At 69.8% G+C, this 17,416-nt stretch carries 20 protein-coding genes; 10 read left to right on the top strand and 10 right to left on the bottom strand.

Translation table 11 applies throughout. The features are described 5' to 3' along the window. The first annotated feature begins 28 nt into the window (after positions 1-28). The 5 genes from GXW71_RS19120 (at position 29) to GXW71_RS19100 (ending at position 5,694) form a co-directional block, all read left to right on the top strand. The gene (locus GXW71_RS19120) at positions 29-424 is read left to right on the top strand and encodes a response regulator transcription factor (protein WP_211854154.1); all 396 of its coding nucleotides are present in this window, start codon (positions 29-31) and stop codon (positions 422-424) included. A gap of 141 nt (positions 425-565) precedes the next feature. After that, complete coding sequence (locus GXW71_RS19115) at positions 566-2,632, top strand: PAS domain-containing sensor histidine kinase (RefSeq protein ID WP_211854153.1); 2,067 nt, start codon at positions 566-568, stop codon at positions 2,630-2,632. 306 nt (positions 2,633-2,938) lie between these two features. Beyond that, positions 2,939-4,150: an NAD(P)/FAD-dependent oxidoreductase gene (locus GXW71_RS19110; RefSeq protein WP_211854152.1), complete on the top strand. Its 1,212-nt coding sequence runs from the start codon at positions 2,939-2,941 to the stop codon at positions 4,148-4,150. Positions 4,151-4,191: 41 nt separating this feature from the next. Further along, a complete protein-coding gene (locus GXW71_RS19105; RefSeq protein ID WP_211854151.1) occupies positions 4,192-5,175 on the top strand; it encodes an alpha/beta fold hydrolase in 984 nt (327 codons plus the stop codon). A 69-nt stretch (positions 5,176-5,244) separates the two neighbouring features. Further along, positions 5,245-5,694: a hypothetical protein gene (locus GXW71_RS19100; protein ID WP_211854150.1), complete on the top strand. Its 450-nt coding sequence runs from the start codon at positions 5,245-5,247 to the stop codon at positions 5,692-5,694. 68 nt (positions 5,695-5,762) lie between these two features. Here the strand turns inward: GXW71_RS19100 and GXW71_RS19095 are convergent, their stop codons facing one another. The 4 genes from GXW71_RS19095 to GXW71_RS19080 are packed head-to-tail and all read right to left on the bottom strand — an operon-like array spanning position 5,763 to position 10,355. Next, complete coding sequence (locus GXW71_RS19095; RefSeq protein ID WP_211854149.1) at positions 5,763-6,731, bottom strand: Bug family tripartite tricarboxylate transporter substrate binding protein; 969 nt, start codon at positions 6,729-6,731, stop codon at positions 5,763-5,765. Next, positions 6,728-7,549 carry a hydantoinase B/oxoprolinase family protein gene (locus GXW71_RS35225; protein ID WP_211854148.1) on the bottom strand — a complete coding sequence of 274 codons (822 nt, stop codon included), beginning with the start codon at positions 7,547-7,549 and terminating at the stop codon, positions 6,728-6,730. Before GXW71_RS35225 ends, GXW71_RS19095 begins: the two co-directional genes overlap by 4 nt. Continuing rightward, a complete protein-coding gene (locus tag GXW71_RS35220) occupies positions 7,462-8,313 on the bottom strand; it encodes a hydantoinase B/oxoprolinase family protein (protein WP_211854147.1) in 852 nt (283 codons plus the stop codon). The genes GXW71_RS35225 and GXW71_RS35220 overlap by 88 nt, the downstream gene beginning before the upstream one ends. After that, positions 8,310-10,355, bottom strand: coding sequence for a hydantoinase/oxoprolinase family protein (locus GXW71_RS19080; RefSeq protein WP_211854146.1), 2,046 nt, complete (start codon positions 10,353-10,355; stop codon positions 8,310-8,312). The genes GXW71_RS35220 and GXW71_RS19080 overlap by 4 nt, the downstream gene beginning before the upstream one ends. 157 nt (positions 10,356-10,512) lie before the next feature. Here GXW71_RS19080 and GXW71_RS19075 point away from each other — a divergent pair, with 157 nt between their 5' ends. Beyond that, a complete protein-coding gene (locus GXW71_RS19075; RefSeq protein WP_211854145.1) occupies positions 10,513-11,241 on the top strand; it encodes a class I SAM-dependent methyltransferase in 729 nt (242 codons plus the stop codon). A gap of 11 nt (positions 11,242-11,252) precedes the next feature. On the opposite strand, the gene GXW71_RS19070 is transcribed toward GXW71_RS19075, so the two are convergent. Beyond that, on the bottom strand, positions 11,253-11,759 hold the full coding sequence (locus tag GXW71_RS19070) for a response regulator (RefSeq protein WP_211854144.1): 507 nt from the start codon (positions 11,757-11,759) through the stop codon (positions 11,253-11,255). A 552-nt stretch (positions 11,760-12,311) separates the two neighbouring features. Between GXW71_RS19070 and GXW71_RS19065 the strand changes: the two genes are divergently transcribed. The 4 genes from GXW71_RS19065 to GXW71_RS19050 all read left to right on the top strand — a co-directional run bounded on the left by GXW71_RS19065 (position 12,312) and on the right by GXW71_RS19050 (position 13,994). Continuing rightward, positions 12,312-12,545, top strand: a complete 234-nt coding sequence (locus GXW71_RS19065; protein WP_211854143.1) for a hypothetical protein — start codon at positions 12,312-12,314, stop codon at positions 12,543-12,545. A 65-nt stretch (positions 12,546-12,610) separates the two neighbouring features. After that, positions 12,611-12,994 carry a YybH family protein gene (locus tag GXW71_RS19060; protein WP_211854142.1) on the top strand — a complete coding sequence of 128 codons (384 nt, stop codon included), beginning with the start codon at positions 12,611-12,613 and terminating at the stop codon, positions 12,992-12,994. Between the two features lie 134 nt (positions 12,995-13,128). Next, a complete protein-coding gene (locus GXW71_RS19055) occupies positions 13,129-13,389 on the top strand; it encodes a hypothetical protein (RefSeq protein WP_211854141.1) in 261 nt (86 codons plus the stop codon). A 131-nt stretch (positions 13,390-13,520) separates the two neighbouring features. Next, positions 13,521-13,994 (top strand): NUDIX hydrolase, encoded by a 474-nt coding sequence (locus tag GXW71_RS19050; RefSeq protein WP_246526701.1) that lies wholly within the window; start codon positions 13,521-13,523, stop codon positions 13,992-13,994. A gap of 39 nt (positions 13,995-14,033) precedes the next feature. On the opposite strand, the gene GXW71_RS19045 is transcribed toward GXW71_RS19050, so the two are convergent. From GXW71_RS19045 to GXW71_RS19025, 5 genes are all read right to left on the bottom strand, one after another. Beyond that, positions 14,034-14,462 carry a hypothetical protein gene (locus GXW71_RS19045; protein WP_211854140.1) on the bottom strand — a complete coding sequence of 143 codons (429 nt, stop codon included), beginning with the start codon at positions 14,460-14,462 and terminating at the stop codon, positions 14,034-14,036. A 187-nt stretch (positions 14,463-14,649) separates the two neighbouring features. Further along, positions 14,650-15,057 (bottom strand): helix-turn-helix domain-containing protein, encoded by a 408-nt coding sequence (locus tag GXW71_RS34840; protein WP_246526700.1) that lies wholly within the window; start codon positions 15,055-15,057, stop codon positions 14,650-14,652. 332 nt (positions 15,058-15,389) lie between these two features. Next, a complete protein-coding gene (locus tag GXW71_RS19035; protein WP_211854139.1) occupies positions 15,390-16,103 on the bottom strand; it encodes a nitroreductase in 714 nt (237 codons plus the stop codon). Then, entirely contained in the window at positions 16,100-16,957 is an 858-nt protein-coding gene (locus GXW71_RS19030) for an HpcH/HpaI aldolase/citrate lyase family protein (protein ID WP_211854138.1), read from the bottom strand. Before GXW71_RS19030 ends, GXW71_RS19035 begins: the two co-directional genes overlap by 4 nt. After that, positions 16,957-17,415 (bottom strand): MaoC family dehydratase, encoded by a 459-nt coding sequence (locus GXW71_RS19025; protein WP_211854137.1) that lies wholly within the window; start codon positions 17,413-17,415, stop codon positions 16,957-16,959. Before GXW71_RS19025 ends, GXW71_RS19030 begins: the two co-directional genes overlap by 1 nt. Position 17,416: the final 1 nt, after the last annotated feature.

The following is a 17,416-nucleotide window of genomic DNA, read 5'->3' as shown; positions in this document are numbered from 1 at the left end:
ACGGGCCACGTCAGCAAGGACCCAGTGCTTGTCGAATTCACCACGCATCGCGGTCGTCGACGACGACGAAGCCGTTCGCGAGTCTCTCTCCGACCTTCTCCAGGTGCTTGACCTTCCGTGCCGTTCCTTCGACCGCGCAGAAGCCTTCCTGACGGCCTATGCCTCCGGTGCGTTCACCTGCCTCATCACCGATCTCCGGATGCCCGGCATCGGAGGGGTGGAGCTTCTGCGGCGGATGAAGGCGCTTGGCGGCCCGATGCCGGTCATCGTCATCACATCTTCCACCGATCACTCTACCCATCGGGACGTCATGGAGAATGGCGCGATGGCCTGCCTGACGAAGCCGATCAGGGGCGAGGAGCTCATCCATCACCTGAGGGCCCTGGGGTACGACTGCGATAAAGGACGAGGTGGCGGACGCTGAGAGCGCGCAGCTTGGCCGCCTTCCCGCAGGGTGCGATCGGCACTCCTGTCCAGATCCACCGCGGGACGACGCGCTTTGCATCACTCCAGGGTCGGCCGCCGCGGAGCTGGTCGAGACGACGTGCAGCAGAGGGGGCGTAGCATGGCCGAAAAACTTCGCATTGTTGCTGAACGCGGCGCATGCCCTGCCGCTGGCGCGGAACTGGCCGATCTGGCCTCTGAGAGCGTGATTGCGTGCGACCTCAAGGGCTTCATACAGTACTGGAATCCTGCCTCAGAGGCCCTCTACGGCTGGCCTGCGATGGCCATGCTGGGACGCCGGCTCGGCGAGATCTCCGCAAGCATCCCCCTCGATTCGGAGCATTGGCAGCAGTTGCTGCGGGAGGGGCGCTGGCATGGCCCGGTGCGCCGCTGTACCGCGACGGGATCGCAGATCACGGTCTCCGTCAGGCGTACCGTTCGCTACAATGAACTCGGCGAAGCGCTTGATGTCGTCGAGTATGGGCGCGGCGCCTCCATCGGCGTCGCCGAAATCGGCACGCATGCCGCCGCCGAGCCGCAGGGCGGCGGCGCGGCCTGTTGGGAGCTGGATATCTCCGGCGCGCACGCGCTTCTCAGCCCTGCCAGCGCACCCGAACACCCGCACGATGCCCTCGGTCCGGACCAGGAGGATGCCCTGGAGCGCCTGCTGTCCCTCGCGCGCATCGTCGACGTCAACGATAGAACGGTCCGCCTGTTTGGAGGAAATGCGGATCGCAAGCAGATGGTGGGTCAGCCCATGGCCAACTTCTGGCCGGCGGAAACCCGCAGCGTCCTCACCAGGCTTCTTGCCGAGGTTGCGGCGTGCGGCCCCTCCCAGATCATTCGGCGGCGCCTGGATCAAGCCCAGTGCGTCCTGCGCGATGCCACGTTGACGGCATGGCGCTCCGTGGCCGGTGGCCGCAACACCGCGTTCCTCATGGTTCACGGCGCTGCGGCGGGTGACCGGACCGCGTGGGAGCTGCAGGCCAGCGAGGACCGCTACCGCAAGCTCATCCACTATATGCCGACGGCCCTGTGGCAGGTCGATGCGCGCGGCATGGGGGAGATACTCGATCGCCTCAGGGCCGAGGGCGTGACCGACATCGCGAGCTTCCTGACAGAGCACCCGGAGATCGTCGAGCTCGGCAAGGACGTCGTTTGCGTCACGGAAGTCAACAGCGGGGCCATCAGCCTTCTTGGTGGACGGTGTGCGGCCGATCTCATCAGGCCGGTTCGCTATCTCTTCACTGGCACGCCCGATACCGCCAAGCGGATCATGATCGCGCATTTCGAAGGGCGTCGGAACCATGCCGAGCAAGGCCGGATTCTCACCCTCAATGGGCGGATGCGCGACGTTCTCTTCCACGTCACCTATCCAATGCCGCCCGAACAGATGGACACCACCTTCATCACCATCGAGGACATCACGGAGCGGCTGCGGACCGAAACGCAGCTCAGACAGCTCCAGGCCGATCACGCCCATGCGGCCCGCATCTCGACGCTGGGCGAGCTGGCGACTTCCATCGCCCATGAGGTGAAGCAGCCGCTTGCGGCCATCGTCACCAATGCGGAGACGAGCTTGCGATGGCTGTCCCGCGATGACGTCAACGTCGAGAAGCTGCGGCAACTGACGGGCCGGATCATATCGAGCGCCAGCCGCGCGAACGACATCATCCAGCACGTTCGCTCCATGGCCCAAAGGGGGGAACGGGAACGGACGTCACTCCACATGAGCGAGATCGTCGAGGAAGCGCTGCTCTTCGTGCGTCATGAAATCGAAGCCAGGCGCATCGACCTCGCCATCACCGCCGCCCCGTCGTGCCCACGTATCCTTGGGGATCGCATTCAACTCCAGCAGGTCATCGTCAATCTCATCATCAACAGCGTACAGGCCATCGCACAGGCGGAGTCGACGGAGCGTCGCATTCGGATCTGCATCGGGTCCGGCCCGCCAGGCGCCCTCGGATTTTCGATCCATGACAGTGGACCGGGGATTGCGCCGGATATCCTGGACCGTGTCTTCGAGAGCTTCTTCACGACCAAGGTCGACGGGATGGGGATCGGGCTCTCGGTCTGCCACTCCATCATCACCGCCCATGGCGGCAGCATCGAGGCCGAGAATCACCCTCGAGGTGGTGCCATTTTTCGCTTCTCGCTTCCGGCCCAGCCCCACGAGGCGCGCGACTGAAAGCCGGATGCCCCGGCTTCGACACCCGTCGCGCTTCTCCACGATCCCGCCCACTTGCAGGATGACTGGCTGCTCCGCCGCGAGCCGACGCAGCGGGCGGCTTGGCGTGAGCGATCGCGGGAACGGATAGGCGCACCCACCATCTGGAGAAGGCAACCTATCCGCTCGGACAATATCGGCCGCGTGCGGTGACGGGCCATTCTCCGTCCCAGGCAACACGGTCGCAGCAGCGATCTGCCATCGCGTCTGGTGCCCGAACGCGACCTGAAAGCGGGTGCTCAATGTCAACGGACGGAAGCCCGACCCATGCAACAGCGACTCATCATCATCGGCGCCGGCTTCGCGGGCATGTATGCCGCGCTCTCCGCAGCCCGCCTGCGCGAAGCCCATGGTGTCCCGCCTGACAAGCTGCAGATCGCGCTGGTGTCGCCGGAGCCGACGCTGGTGGTCCGCCCGCGCCTCTACGAGCCGAAGCCCGAGACCCTGACCGCGCCGCTCGGCCCCGTGCTGAAGGCCATCGATGTCGAGTACGTGCAGGGCCGCGTTGAAGCGATCGAAACCGTGTCCCGCCTCGTCGAGATCATTCCCGCCGATGGCCATCCTCACAGCATGACCTATGACCGGCTGGTGGTGGCCACAGGCAGCCGGCTGTTCCGCCCCAACATCCCCGGCCTGGCGGAGCACGCGTTCAGCGTCGATCAGCTCGAGGATGCGATCACGCTCGACCACCACCTGCAGGGCTTGGCGCAGCGGCCGAAATCGGATGCGCGGAACACGGTCGTCGTCGCCGGCGGCGGCTTCACCGGCATCGAGGCCGCAACGGAGATGCCCGCGCGGCTGCGCGCCGTGCTCGGCAAGGATGCGAAGCTGCGCGTCGTGATCGTCGAACGCAATGATGCGATCGCTCCCGACATGGGGCCCGGCCCGCGCCCGATCATCGAAACCGCGTTGCGGGACCTCGGGATCGAAACCCGGCTCGGTGTGGGTGTGGCGGCGGTGGATGCAGGCGGTGTCACCCTGGCCAATGGCGATCGCATCGACAGCGAGACCGTCATCTGGGCGGCGGGCATGCGCGCCGCGCCGCTGACCGCGCAGATCCCGGCCGAGCGCGACAATTTCGGTCGCCTGGTCGTCGATCGGGATCTGCGCATCCCCGGCGTGCCGGGGGTCTTCGCAACCGGCGATGCCGCGAAGGCGGCGATCGATGATTTCGGGAACTTCGCGCTGATGTCCTGCCAGCACGCGACGCGGATGGGTGCCTTCGCCGGCAACAACGCCGCGGCCGAACTGCTCGGGGTTCCGACCACGCCCTACCACCAGAAGGCCTATGTGACCTGTCTGGATCTCGGGGCGGCGGGCGCCGTCTTCACCCGGGGCTGGGACCGGAAAGTCGAGATGGTCGGCGCCGAAGCGAAGAAGACGAAGCACGAGATCAACACGGTGTGGATCTACCCGCCACGCGCCGACCGTGCCGCGGCGCTGACCTCGGCGAATCCCGAGCGCGTCACCGACCTCTGATCGCCGGCTTTCCTCCGCCACTCCCAAGCAAGGCTACGACAATGACCGACGCCCGAACCCCGCTCGGCGAAGCCGCGCGCCGCACCCTCCTTCTGGGTGGGCTCGGCGCCGCAACCGCCATGACCGCAGCAGAGCCTGCCGCGGCCCAGACTGCCGCCCGCCCGCCCGCCACGACCACGCATGCCCCGCGGGGGAACGGCACGACGGGCATGGTCACCACCCCGGATGGTGCACAGATCCACTACAAGGACTGGGGCACCGGCCCGGTCGTGACCTTCTCCCATGGCTGGCCGTTGAACGCCGATGCCTGGGACGCCCAGATGCTCTTCCTCGTGAGGAGCGGCTACCGCTGCATCGCCATCGACCGGCGCGGCCACGGGCGCTCCAGCCAAGTGTCGACGCGGAACGACATGGATGGCTACGCCGATGACCTCGCCGCGGTCATCGACGCGCTCAACCTCAGGGACGCGACGCTGGTCGGCCACTCCACCGGCGGCGGCGAGGTCGCGCGCTACATCGGGCGCCACGGCACCCGGCGCGTGAAGAAGGCGGTCCTCGTCGCGGCGGTCCCGCCGATCATGCTGAGGACCTCGGCCAATCCGGAAGGGCTGCCGATGGAAGTCTTCGACGCGATCCGGGCTGGAGTCGCAGGCAACCGCTCCCAGTTCTACAGGGAGCTGGCGGTCGCCTTCTATGGCGCCAACCGGCCCGATGCATCGGTCCCGCAAGGCACGCTCGATCAGTTCTGGCTCTGGAGCATGCAGGCCGGCGCCCTGAACGCCTATGAATGCGTCAAGGCGTTCTCGGAGACGGACTTCAGCGAGGATCTCAGAAAGTTCGACGTCCCGACGCTCGTTCTCCACGGCGAGGACGATCAGATCGTCCCGGTGAGGGAGTCGGCGAGGAAATCGGCACGGCTCATCCGGGGTGCCACGGAAATCTACTACCCCGGTGCGCCGCACGGTCTGACGGCGACGCATCAGGACCGCTTCAACGCCGACCTGCTCGCGTTCATCCGAGCCTGATTCTGTCAGGACGAGAGCGGAGTTGGGCCTAACGGGCCGGGAAGCATCGGGATGGGTCGGAGGTGATTGATGGATACGGCCTATCTTTCCGCGCTTTCAGCCCTGGCCGGGTCCGCAATCGGCGCACTGGCCTCGCTTGCGACGACGTGGCTGAATCAGGCGTCGCAGGCGCGGGCGGCGCAACGCGCGCAGGACAGGGCGCGCCGCGAAGCGCTCTATTGCGACTTCATCCGGGAGGCATCGCGCGTCTTCGGCGACGCCTTCGAGCACGAGCTCGACGATCCGGCGAAGCTCGTCAATCTCTACGCGATGGTCAGCACGCTGCGGCTTTTTGGCCAGTCGCGCACGCTGCACGAAGCGGAGCGGGTGATGAGCCGCATCGGCGCCGTCTATTTCGAGCCGAACAAGGACCTGCGTCTCTTCGCCGACATCACCCGCGCCGGTGAACTCGACCCGCTCTGCGCCTTCAGCCAAGCCTGCCGGGAAGAATTGCTGGGACAGAGATCGGCTGGATCCTGACGTCTAAGGATGATGAACTGAAGCACCTCGCCGCGGCGTCCGTTCACAGGAGCCTGACGCCCGCGCCGTCAGTCCAGCAACTCGACCCGCGCCGCCACGACCACCTCCTGCCAGCGCCGCATGTCGGCGCGCCAGGCCGCATCGAATTCCGCCGGTCCGGCCGGGGCAAGCTGCGCGCCCATCGCCAGCAGCCGTTCCCTGCCCTGCGGCGCTTCCGTCGCGGCCTGGACAGCGCGCGAGAGACGCTCGACCACCGCGGGATCCATCCTCGCAGGACCGAAGACGCCGACCCAGCTCGTCACCACGAAATCGGCCATGCCGGCTTCGGCCATGGTCGGAACGTCGGGAAGCCCCGGTACGCGCCGCGCGGAGGTGACCGCGAGTGCCCGCATCGCCCTGGCCTCGATCTGCCCCATGACGGAGGGCAGGTTGTCGAACATCACGTCGACCCGCCCGGCGAGCATGTCGGCATGGACCTGGGCGGCGCCGCGATAGGGCACATGCGTCATGTCGAGGCCGGTGCGCAGCCTGAACATCTCCCCGGTCAGGTGGATCGAGGTCCCCGCCCCCTGCGAGCCGAAGGTGGCGCCCTGGCGCTGCGCCTTCGCCCAGTCGATGAAGGCCCTGAGGTCCCGCGCCGGATTGGACGCGTTCACCACCATGACATTGGCGAATTCGGCGATGCGGGCGACCGCGGTGAAGTCACGCGCCGTGTCGAAGGGCAGGTTCCGCCGGATCGCCGGCGTCACGCCATGGGTGCCGGCACCGCCGACCAGCAGCGTATAGCCGTCCGGCGTGGCACGGGCGACGAACTCGCTGCCGATCGATCCGCCTGCCCCCGGCCGGTTCTCGACCACCACCGGATTGCCGAGCCGGGCCTGCAGCCCATCAGCCAGCGCGCGGGCGACCACGTCGAAGGACCCGCCGGGCGTATAGCCCACCACCAGCCTGACGGTGCGCGTCGCATCCCAGGGCTGCGCCGCCGCCGGCAGCGCACCCGCCAGCAGCAGCGCCAGCGCCGCGAGAACCCGCTTCATTCCGCCTCTCCCCATCCGCCGCCGCCGGCGGTCGCCATCACCAGCCGGTCGCCGGTCTGCAGGACCGTGCTGAGCTTGGAGCGGATCTCCTCCCGGCTGCCGTCCCGGCGCTGGATCCAGGCTTGCGCCATCGCGCCGTCGCCGCCGCCCGCCGCGCCGCGGGCGGCGTGCATGTGCCGCTCGCCGCGGAAGGTCAGGGTCAGCGGGCCGCGCAGCACCTCATAGTCCCGGACCGCGCCGTCGCCGCCGCGGTTACGGCCGGCGCCGCCCGAGCCGCGCCGGATGCCGAGGCGGTGCACGCGCACCGGCGCATCGGTCTCCATCGCCTCCACCGGCTGGTTCATGGTGTTGCCGACATCGGTCGAGACGGCGGCGACGCCGGGTCCGATGGCGGATGCACCGCTGCCGCCCTGCATCGCCTCCGTCACCACATAGGTGCTGCCATCGGGGTTCCGGCCGCTGAGCGCCATGATCACGCTGGCCCCCGCATTCGCCGCCGGAATGCGCTCCGGCAGCGCCTGAGCCAGGGCGCCGAGGATCGCATTGGTCAGGATCTTCACCGTCGCGGTGCGCGCATTCACCGCGGCGGGCGGCCGCGGATTGAGCAGCGATCCTTCCGGCAGCACCAGGTGCAGCGGCCGGAAACAGCCGCCATTGTTCGGGATCTCCGGGCCGGTGACCGCGCGGATCGCGAAGAAGGCGCCTGCCATGACGCCGGCCGGCACCGCGTTCACCGGCCCGCGCACCTGGGGCGCGGTGCCGGTGAAGTCGATGGTGATCTCCTCCCCTTGCACCCTGACCTCGACCTCGATCGGCACGGGACGTCGAGATCGACACCGTCATTGTCGAGGGCGTCGCTGTAGCGCCAGGCGCCATCGGGGATCGCGGCGATCGCGGCCCGGGTCGCGGCCTCGGCGCGGCGCACCAGCTCCTCCATCATCGCGGTGAGCGGCGCGGCACCGTGGCGCGCGACCATGTCAGCGACACGCGCGGCGCCGGTGCGGCAGGCCGAGATCTGCGCGTTCAGGTCCCATTCGAAGGCGTCGGGGGTGCGGATGTTGCAGGCGATGATGCGCATGATCTGCACGTCCACCACACCGCCGCGCGCGAGGCGGAGCGGCGGCAGGCGGAGACCTTCGTGATAGATCTCGGTCGCGTTGGTGGGCACCGAGCCCGGCGTCAGGCCGCCCATGTCCTGGTGGTGGAAGATCGTGCCGGCCAGCGCCACGACCCGGCCCTCCGCGAAGACCGGCATCATCAGCGTGAGGTCGGGGATATGGGTGCCGCCATCATAGGGGTCGTTCATCAGGTAGATGTCATCCGGCTGCATCTGCGCGATCGGGAAACCCGCGAGCAGACGCGACACGGCCGGGATCAGGCAACCGAGCAGCAGCGGCAGCGACACGGACTGCGCCATCACGGTGCCATCAGGCAGGAAGATGCTGGCGGAGGCATCATTCGCCTCGCGCACGATGGGCGAGACGGCGCTGCGCAGCAGGATGCCCTGCATCTCCTCGGCGATGCCTTCGAGGCGGCGCCGGACGATCTCCAGCGTCGCGGGGTCGATCCGCTCCGCGTTCATGCGGCGATCCTTTCCATCACCAGGTGCCGCGCATGCGCCACGAGACGCCAGCCCGCCGGCACGACGAGCGTGGAATCCGCCTGTTCCATAATGACCGGGCCGGTGACGACCTCGCCTTCGGCCATGGTTGCACGGTGCCGCACGGCGACCTCGGCCGCGACGCCGTCGAGGATGGCGCGCCGTGCTCGCATGTCCCGGCCGTCGTCGCCCCGCCATTGCGTGGCCGCGGTCTCGGCCGGCAGGCGCTGCACCACGCGCAGCGAGACGAGCCGCACCGGCGCGTCCCGGGTATGGCCATAGGCGCGGCGATGCGCCTCGATGAAGCCGGTCCGGATCACCTCGCCGGGCCGCGCGCTGCCAGGGGGCACCTGGACGTCGAGGCTGTGCCCCTGCCCCATGAAGCTCGCCGCCGCCGCAATCTCGGTCACGGCGCTGCCCGATGCGACGCCGTCGCCGGCCATCGCGGCGGCGCAGCGGGCCGTCAGCGCGTCGATCGCGGCCCGCAAATCGTCTTCCGTCAGGCGCTCGAGCGGACGGTAGAAGCCATGCGCCGCATCATGCTCCAGCGGCGCCTCCAGCAGGCCGGCGGCTGCCAGGACTCCGGGTGCCGCGGGCACCACGACCTTGGTCATGCCGAGCTCCTCAGCGATCCAGGCGGCGTGCAACCCGCCGCCGCCGCCGGCCGGCAGCAGCGGGAAGTCGCGCGGATCGATGCCGCGCGCGACGGTCATCTGCCGCACCGCCTCCGCCATGGTCGCGTTGATGACGCGATGGATCGCGCTCGCCGCCGCTTCCAACCCCATGCCGAGCGGCCCCGCGATGTCGCGGGCGATGGCCTCCGCCGCCGCATCCGCGTCGAGGCGCAGCTCGCCATTGGCGAAGCGCGCCGGATCGACCAGGCCGAGCACGACCGAGGCGTCGAGCACGGTCGGGCGCGTGCCGCCGCGCCGGTAGCAGGCGGGCCCCGGATCGGCGCCGGCCGAGCGGGGACCGACGCGCAGCCCGCCGGTCGCGTCGATCCAGGCGATGCTGCCGCCGCCCGCGGCGATGGCGAGGACATCGGCCGTGGGCACGCGCACCGGGAAGCGGCCGATGCGCCCGTCGTTGCGGAGCGCGGGCGTGCCATTCTCGATCAGCGCGACATCGGCGCTGGTGCCGCCGACATCGATCGAGACACCCTGCCCGAAGCCCGCATCGCGCAGCACGGAGGCGGCGCCGATCGCCGCCGCCGATGGGCCAGAGAGCGTGAGCCGGATCGGCCTTCCGCGCGCCGCGCCGGCGCCGAGCAGCCCGCCGCGGGAATGCATGATGCGGAGCGCCGCCGGCACGCCGCTCTCGGCCAGGATGCCTTCGATGCGGCCGAGATAGAGATCCATCACCGGCTTCAGCGCCGCGTCGAACACCGTCGCGCAGCAGCGTTCATACTCGCGGATGCCGGGATCGACCTCGCTCGACAGCGACACCGCGATGCCGGGACAGGTGGCTTCGACGATCTCCCGCGCGCGCCGCTCATGCGCCGGGTTGAGGAAGGCGAAGAGGAAGCAGATGGCGATCGCCTGCACGCCATCGCCGGCGAGCTGCCGGGCGGCCGCGGCGACGCCGGCCTCGTCGAGCGGCTCGACGACCAGGCCCTCGGCATCGATCCGCTCACGGACCTCCAGTCGCCGCGCCGAGGGGGCGACATCGACCGGGGTCTGCGGGCCGAAGATCAGGTCGTAGTTGGAAGCGCGGGTCATCCGCCCGATCTCGAGCACGTCGGCGAAGCCCGCGGTGGTGATCAGGCCGACGCGGGCGGCGGTGCCTTCCAGGATGGCGTTGGTCGCCACCGTGGTGCCGTGCAGGAAACGGCGGACGGCGCCACCGCCCGCATCCCCAAGCAGGCGGCGGAGCGCCTCCGCGACCGCGCGGGACGGATCGTCCGGCGTGCTCGGCACCTTGAGCAGGCGCGCGCTGCCATCCGCGCCGCGGCAGACCGCGTCCGTAAAGGTGCCGCCGATATCGATGCCGATGTCGAGCGTCCCGGGCGACATCGGCACGGACATTCCTGCACTCTCCTTCAGACGGCGGCGCTCTGCGCCAGCGAGTACGCCCAGCCTGTCATGGCGGAGCAATGGCGTGAAGGCGCGGCCCGCATCTCGCGCCGGGTGCAGCCCCGCGCCATGATGGCGACGCGAAGGATGGCAGGCGGCGCGAGGCAGCATGGCGCAGAACATCTATGACGATCCCGGCTTCTTCGCCGGCTACAGCCGGCTGCCGCGCTCCGTCGAGGGGCTGGATGGCGCCGCGGAGTGGCCGGCGGTCCGCGCGCTGCTGCCCGACCTCACCGGCCTCAAGATCCTCGATCTCGGCTGCGGCTTCGGCTGGTTCGCCCGCTGGGCAGCGGCCGCCGGGGCGCGGCAGGTGCTCGGGCTCGACCTGTCGCACAGCATGATCGCCCGCGCGCGGCGGGACACCAGCGCGCCGAACGTCACCTACGCCATCGCCGACCTGGAACGGCCGGAGCTGCCGGCGGCGTTCGACCTCGCCTACAGCTCGCTCGCACTGCACTACGTCGCCGATTTCGCGGGCCTGGTCGCGGCCGTGCACCGCGCGCTGGTGCCGGGCGGCCGCTTCGTCTTCACGATCGAGCATCCGATCTACATGGCGCCCTCGGAGCCGGGCTGGGCGACCGATGCTGCCACCGGCCGTCGGACCTGGCCGCTCGACGGCTATGGGATCGAGGGGCCGCGCCGGACCGACTGGCTGGCGGAGGGGGTGATCAAGCAGCACCGCATGCTGGGGACGACGCTCAACACGCTGATCGGCGCCGGCTTCGCGATCCGCCATGTCGAGGAGTGGAGCCCATCCGACGCGGATCTCGCTGCCCATCCCGACTGGGCGGAGGAGCGCGAGCGGCCGATGTTCCTGCTGGTCGCGGCGGAGCGGTAGGGGATGCCGCGTCAGACCGCCGGATCGGTCAGCAACGCCAGCACCTCTGCCCGCAGGGTCGCTGCCGAAACCGGCGTGCCCAGGACCCGATGCGCGTCATAGCCGACCGGTGCCGCGTGATCGCGGCCGCCGAGAAAGGCAAACGGCACGCCGTGTTCCTGCAGCCGGTCGGCGACCGCGACATACATCTGCGCCCCGAGCCCCGCTTCCAGCAGGGCCGCGTCCGGCGTCTCGCCTTCCAGAAGATCGAGTGCCGAGGCGACGCTCGGGGCCGGTCCCAGCACCCGGCATCCGGCCCGCCTCAGGATGCCGGTGGTCTCCTCGGCGACGTCCCACTCATTCTCTAACACCAGGACGAGAGCGCCCTGCAATCGACCGTGCCGCAATTCATGCTCCTCACGCCTGCCGCCGGAGGCCCGGCGCGCCGGCTGCGTGCCCGCGATGTCTTTACAACCTAGTCGGTCGCGACCCGCATGCATCCCCGGTGGGCGCGCCGAAGGCTTCACGAAGCTCGGCATCACGCGATCGGCAGCGCCTGGCGCGGCTGCGGATCGCCCGGGGGAGGTGCGGCGCGAGCTTTGACGATCGCGATCGCCCCGATCGTCCCGCAACCGGAGCGGCATCCGCATTGTTCTCTCGGGCGGCGCGGACCAGCACGGAGGCGTGACGATGAACAAGGATCAGGTCGCGGGTGCGGCGAAGCAGGGCGCCGGCAACACCAAGGAAGTCATCCGCGACGCGCTGAAGAAATAGGCCCGCGCCGGGAGGGGATCGGAAGCGTGGCGGCACGGCCCAGCTTGTCACGCCTTTCTCAGCCGGTACCGATGGCGGGGCGGACCGGGCGCGGCAACTGCCCGCGTGGCCCAACGTTCGGGCCGCGGGTGCCCTTGGGCGAGCCGCGGTGGCTGCCCGGGGCATCCCGTTTCCTCCCCACTTTACCCGCCGCGGCCATCGCCGCGGCGGGTGCTTTTTGTCGCAGGCCCGGCCGCGCGCCACCGATCCCGGCGCGAAAGCGTTAGACGGCCCTCCCCCGCCCGCCCAACATGCGGGGGAGCAACGCGGAGTCCAGGATGATGCGAGGCGTGCTGCTGGCCGCCGGGTGGGTGCTGATGCTGCTGGCACTCGGCGCCGCCGTCTGGGGTGTGACCTTCTGGACCACGGCGCTGGAGATCGCGCCCGATCGCATGCAGGGCCACACGATCTGGATCAGTGCCGAGATGTACGTCATTGCCGCGATCGGCTTCGCGGCACTCGGGCTGCTCTGCCTCGGCCTGGCGGAGGTGCTGTACCGGCTGCCGCGCTGACGTCAGGTGATCGGCCGGGCCTGGGCGGTGTAGACAGCACCGCGCGACGGACGAAAGGCATCGGCATGAGCGATGACGAGCGCGCCATTCGCGCGATGATCGATTTCTGGCTCGCCGCCAGCAAGGCCGGCGATACCGCGGCGGTGCTCAGCCTGATGACCGACGACGTCGTCTTCATGGTTCCGGGCCGGGAACCCTTCGGCAAGGAAGGCTTCGCCGCCGCGGCCGAGAGCATGAAGGGGGTCCGGATGGATGGCAGCAGCGAGATCCAGGAGATCCGGATCCTGGGCGACTGGGCCTGGATCAGGAACCGGATCGAGGTGACGGTGACGCCGCCCGGCGACGCGCCGATCCGACGCGCCGGCCATACCCTGACGATCCTGCGCAAGGAGGGTGACGGGCAGTGGCGCCTGGCGCGCGACGCCAACCTATTGGCGGCAGCAGAGTGATCCGGGGCCGGTACGCCATCGACCGCACCTGCCCCGCCCGGCCGCCCGAAGAGGGAAATTTAACGCCGTTCCGGTGAAGCTCGACCCTGGCCGGGGATAGAGGCAAGGGTCGCAGCTCCGGCCGGGAGGCGGGAATGGTCGGCATCGCAGGCATCACCAAGGTGCTGGGGGGCTTGCCCGACGCGAAGCGGGCGCAGCCGGAGGCGCGCCGCGAGCGCCCGGCGGCCGAGCGCTGTCCGAAATGCGGCCATGGCCACCTCCGCTTCGACCGGGAAGTGCCCGCCGCGGCGCCAGGCCAGCCGGCCCGGCGGTATTACCGCTGCACGGCGCCCGATTGCGAGTTCGAGAGCATGGCCGGCCCGCCAGTGGATACGGCCGCCGGGATCACCGTCTGACCCGGGGGCCGTCGATGCCGCTGTGCGCCGGATCACGGAGCCACCACCGCGGCCCGCGCTATGACTCCACCAACCCGCAGCCGGCCGTCCGGCCTGCGGCGCTTGCGCGTCAGCGGACAAGGAATACCGGCATGGCTGGGCTGCCAGACATCGGAGAGATGACGGATCGCGGCATGGCGAAACGCCATGCCGACCGTTCCGGGCAGCAATATGCGGCGCTGCCGCTGCGCGGGCGTGGTGGCGACACGCGGCTGCTGCTGGTCACCAGCCGGGATACCGGGCGCTGGGTCCTGCCCAAGGGCTGGGCGGAGACGGGCCTCACCGGGCCGGAGCTCGCGGCCAAGGAAGCCTTCGAGGAAGCCGGCATCCGCGGCGCGGTGGCGGCGGAGCCGGCCGGTGCCTACGTTTACGCGAAGCGCCTGCCGCGGGAGCGGACCATGCGTTGCACGGTCGCGGTCTTCGCCATGCGCGTCGACCGCGAGCTGAAGGACTGGCCGGAACGCCATCAGCGCCGCCGACAATGGTTCAGCCTGAAGCGGGCCGCAGCGCTGGTCAGCGAACCGGAGCTGACCGCACTGCTGCTGCGGCTCGCCGCGTCGCATTAGAGCGATCGCCGCGCGGCCGTACGTGCTCGAGGCACAGTCTCATGCTGCCTGCGACGCCGTGATGGTGAACATCTGGACCGCCTGCAGATCATCGGCATATTCGGCATGCAGGGTTGTCGCGCCGAGCGCGAAGCGGTCCCAGGCGGGCTTGCTGCCGAGGATCGGCACCAGCGCCGCCTCACCCGAAGCCTCGGGCGGTCCAAGGAGCTGCCGCACCCGGTCACGCGACATGGCGAATGCCAGGCCGCACGGGATCCGATGCGGGAAGCCGGCGTAGCCTTCATGCCCCTCTGCATGGAGCTGCACCGCGCCCACATGCGCATGGTCGGGCAGCACGAGGGAAAGGCCGTCCTCGGGGATGCGCAGATAGCTCTGGTCACCGACCCGCTCGATCACGGGATGGCGCGGCTTCAAGCGGGCGGCAAGCGCCTCGATCCGCTGGCCCAGAAGTGTCTCGACATCGTTCATACGAACCCTTCCCACGCGCCCGCGGGGCATCACGAGGGCAGCGGCACGGTGATCGACCTGCAGGCCACCGGCGACATCCTGCGCTGGAACCGCCATGGCGAGGAGAGCGAGTTCCGGGTCGAGCGCTGGGAGTTCCGGTAGGCTGTCGCCGTGCCGGTTCCGGCGGGCCGGCGCGGCGGCTGCGGCGCTACGCCCGCGGCAACGGCCCGGCCGGCCAGGGCGATGTGCCATATCCGGCCGCATCGGGTGCCTCGGGGTCCCGCCCCTCCTCTGCCGCGGCGTCAGGGTGCTCGGGCGTGTCGCCCTGGGCGCCGCGGTCGCGGAACCGGACGCCGACGCCAGCATCGCCTTCGGGGATGAAGAGGACGCCGCTGGCTTCGAGGGCCATGCGAATCAGGGCCTGGGTGCTGGTCTTGACCGGGCGTTCGTTGTTCTCGAACTGCAGCAGGGTGGCCAGCGAGACATGCGCTTCCGCCGCGAGCTGGTTGCGGGTCATGTCGAGCAACCCGCGCGCCGCGCGGCATTGCTCCGGCGTCAGCAGAAGCGTCCTGACATCGCGCAGCCCGGGCCCGAGGTTCGAACGCTGCTGGTTCATCCTGCCCTCCTTCCAGCGGCAAATGCCTGGCATCACGGGGCAGGACCTGCTCCGCAACGGCCAGGCAAGTGATCGAGCGGCCGTGATATTGAAACCACCACTCCCGGCGGAGATTGTCACGTAAATGTTGATCGGCTCGTTGTTGCTACAATAGCGATGATTCGCATTCGCAATCCCGCGTCGCCGTCTTCTTGACCGCGGCCAATCGCCCCGACCAGGGTTCGCCCGGCTATGGTAGCGATACCGTACGCGGTATAGTGCCGACGACGCCGAGTACGTATAGGTTCGGCGAAGGCGGTCCTGCGGACTTGCAGCCGAGATCAAAAAGCCCGTCACGGACCGTGGAAGGTGCAGAAGGCCTCCACCGGCGCGCGCGGTGACACCAGGGCATTCGCCGGCTCCGCCACGTCGGCATGGCCGAGCGCCATGCCGCAGATCACCATCTCCTCCGCCGGAATCGCCAGGTGCCGGCGGATGATGCCATGCCAGTTCATGAAGGCGGCCTGCGCGCAGGTGTCGAACCCGCGCGCCCGCGCCGCCACCATGATGGTCTGCAGGAACATGCCGAGGTCCAGGAAGCTGCCGTAGTCCATCGCCCGGTGCAGGGTGAAGATCATGCCGACCGGCGCGCCGAAGAAATCATAGTTGCGGCGGTGCTGGCGCGCCGTCGCTTCCCGATCGCCCTTGGCGATACCGAGCAGCCCGTACAGCGCCCAGCCGATCTGCCGGCGCCGGTCCAGATAGGGGCTGACCCATTCGCGCGGGTAGTAGGCGTATTCGGGCTCGGGGTGCTCGCCGGCGGCATGGGCGGCCGCGATCTCCCGGCACAACGCATCTCGCGTCGCGCCGAGCAGCACATGCACACGCCAGGGCTGGGTGTTCGTCATGCTCGGCGCCCGGCTGGCGAGCGCCAGGATCTCCCGCACCGTCGCGGCCGGGACCGGCTCGGAGGTGAAGCCGCGCACGCTCCGGCGCGAGGCGATGGCGGCGTCGACCGGGCCGTGGGCCGGCGCGGCCCCGCCCGGCCAGGGCCCCTCCCCCGTCATTCGCCCGCCGCCGCCAGCAGCCGCTCCGCCAGGCGCAGATGCGGGCGGTCCAGCATCTTGCCGTCCATGCGCAGCACGCCGACATCGCCCGCCTCGGCGAAGGCGGCCACCACGCGCCGGGCCCAGTCGAGCTCCGCCGGCGCCGGCGTGAAGACGGCATTCACCACATCGACATGCTTCGGATGGATCACCGCCTTGGCCCCGAAGCCGTCCCGCCGCGCCTCGCGCGCATCGGCCTCGAGCCCTGCCAGATCATCGATATCCACATGCACCGTGTCGATCGCCGGCACCCCCGCCGCCGCGGCGCCGGCGAGGCACAGGTTGCGCGCCAGGCGGAAGGGCGCGAGCCACTGCCCATCCAGCCGGTTGGCGGAGGCGCCAAGCGAGGCCGAGAGGTCTTCCGCACCCCACATCAGCCCCGAGAGCCGCGGCCCGGCTTCGGCATAGCCGCCGAGGCCGAAGAGCGACCCCGCCGTCTCCGTCGCGATCGCCAGGATGCGCGTGGCCCCGAGCGTGCTGCCCGCCGCCGCCTCGAAGGCGTCGAGCCAGAGCGAGACCTGCCGTACCTGCCCGGCATCCGCGCATTTCGGCAGCACGATGCCGTCGGGCCGCGCCGGCATCACCGCCGCGAGGTCCGCGAGCGTCATGCCGGTGTCGAGCGCGTTCACCCGCACATAGCGTTGCTGCCGCCCGCGCGGCGCCGCCAGCATGCCGGCGGTGATCTGCCGCGCCGCTGGCTTGCCTGCCATGCCGACGCTGTCCTCGAGGTCGAGGATCAGCGCGTCCGCGGCCCCTGCCGCGGCGCGCGCAAACTTGCGTTCGCTGTCGCCCGGGACGAAGAGGAAGGATCGCATCACGCGGCCACCGGGCGCTTGTGCATCAGCCCGGTGCGGCGGCAGATCGCCACCACTTCGCCGCGCTGGTTCAGGCATTCATGTTCGAACTCGACCAAGCCGGCGGTGGGACGCGACTTGCTCTCCCGCTTGGCGATGATCCGGGTCCGCGCGCGCAGCGTGTCGCCGTGGAAGACCGGCTTCGGGAAGCGCACATCGGTCATGCCGAGATTGCCGATGGTGGTGCCGAGCGTGGTGTCGGCGACCGACATGCCGATCATGATGCCGAGCGTATAGAGGCTGTTGAACAGCCGCTGCCCCCATTCGCTCTCCGCCGCGAAATGCGCGTCGATGTGCAGCGGCTGCGGGTTCATGGTCATCAGGCTGAACATGGTGTTGTCCATCTCGGTGACCGTGCGCGTCAGCGCGTGCTCGAACACCTGGCCTTCGCCGAACTCCTCGAAATACAACCCTGCCATC

Source organism: Plastoroseomonas hellenica, from assembly GCF_018129085.1.
GTDB lineage: Bacteria > Pseudomonadota > Alphaproteobacteria > Acetobacterales > Acetobacteraceae > Plastoroseomonas > Plastoroseomonas hellenica.
The sequence above is the reverse complement of the archived record's forward strand: the minus strand, read 5'-3'. Positions and strand labels throughout refer to the sequence as shown.

Bases quoted from the DNA above. Each gene is read 5' to 3' on its own strand.
- GXW71_RS19030 (WP_211854138.1), bottom strand. From the start codon at position 16,957: ATGCGATCCTTCCTCTTCGTCCCGGGCGACAGCGAACGCAAGTTTGCG.
- GXW71_RS19060 (WP_211854142.1), top strand. From the start codon at position 12,611: ATGAGCGATGACGAGCGCGCCATTCGCGCGATGATCGATTTCTGGCTC.
- GXW71_RS19045 (WP_211854140.1), bottom strand. From the start codon at position 14,462: ATGAACGATGTCGAGACACTTCTGGGCCAGCGGATCGAGGCGCTTGCC.
- GXW71_RS19105 (WP_211854151.1), top strand. From the start codon at position 4,192: ATGACCGACGCCCGAACCCCGCTCGGCGAAGCCGCGCGCCGCACCCTC.
- GXW71_RS34840 (WP_246526700.1), bottom strand. From the start codon at position 15,057: ATGAACCAGCAGCGTTCGAACCTCGGGCCCGGGCTGCGCGATGTCAGG.
- GXW71_RS19025 (WP_211854137.1), bottom strand. From the start codon at position 17,415: ATGGCAGGGTTGTATTTCGAGGAGTTCGGCGAAGGCCAGGTGTTCGAG.
- GXW71_RS19080 (WP_211854146.1), bottom strand. From the start codon at position 10,355: ATGTCCGTGCCGATGTCGCCCGGGACGCTCGACATCGGCATCGATATC.
- GXW71_RS19055 (WP_211854141.1), top strand. From the start codon at position 13,129: ATGGTCGGCATCGCAGGCATCACCAAGGTGCTGGGGGGCTTGCCCGAC.
- GXW71_RS19095 (WP_211854149.1), bottom strand. From the start codon at position 6,731: ATGAAGCGGGTTCTCGCGGCGCTGGCGCTGCTGCTGGCGGGTGCGCTG.
- GXW71_RS19100 (WP_211854150.1), top strand. From the start codon at position 5,245: ATGGATACGGCCTATCTTTCCGCGCTTTCAGCCCTGGCCGGGTCCGCA.
- GXW71_RS19065 (WP_211854143.1), top strand. From the start codon at position 12,312: ATGATGCGAGGCGTGCTGCTGGCCGCCGGGTGGGTGCTGATGCTGCTG.
- GXW71_RS19035 (WP_211854139.1), bottom strand. From the start codon at position 16,103: ATGACGGGGGAGGGGCCCTGGCCGGGCGGGGCCGCGCCGGCCCACGGC.
- GXW71_RS19075 (WP_211854145.1), top strand. From the start codon at position 10,513: ATGGCGCAGAACATCTATGACGATCCCGGCTTCTTCGCCGGCTACAGC.
- GXW71_RS35220 (WP_211854147.1), bottom strand. From the start codon at position 8,313: ATGAACGCGGAGCGGATCGACCCCGCGACGCTGGAGATCGTCCGGCGC.
- GXW71_RS19115 (WP_211854153.1), top strand. From the start codon at position 566: ATGGCCGAAAAACTTCGCATTGTTGCTGAACGCGGCGCATGCCCTGCC.
- GXW71_RS19050 (WP_246526701.1), top strand. From the start codon at position 13,521: ATGGCTGGGCTGCCAGACATCGGAGAGATGACGGATCGCGGCATGGCG.
- GXW71_RS19110 (WP_211854152.1), top strand. From the start codon at position 2,939: ATGCAACAGCGACTCATCATCATCGGCGCCGGCTTCGCGGGCATGTAT.
- GXW71_RS19070 (WP_211854144.1), bottom strand. From the start codon at position 11,759: ATGCCGAGCTTCGTGAAGCCTTCGGCGCGCCCACCGGGGATGCATGCG.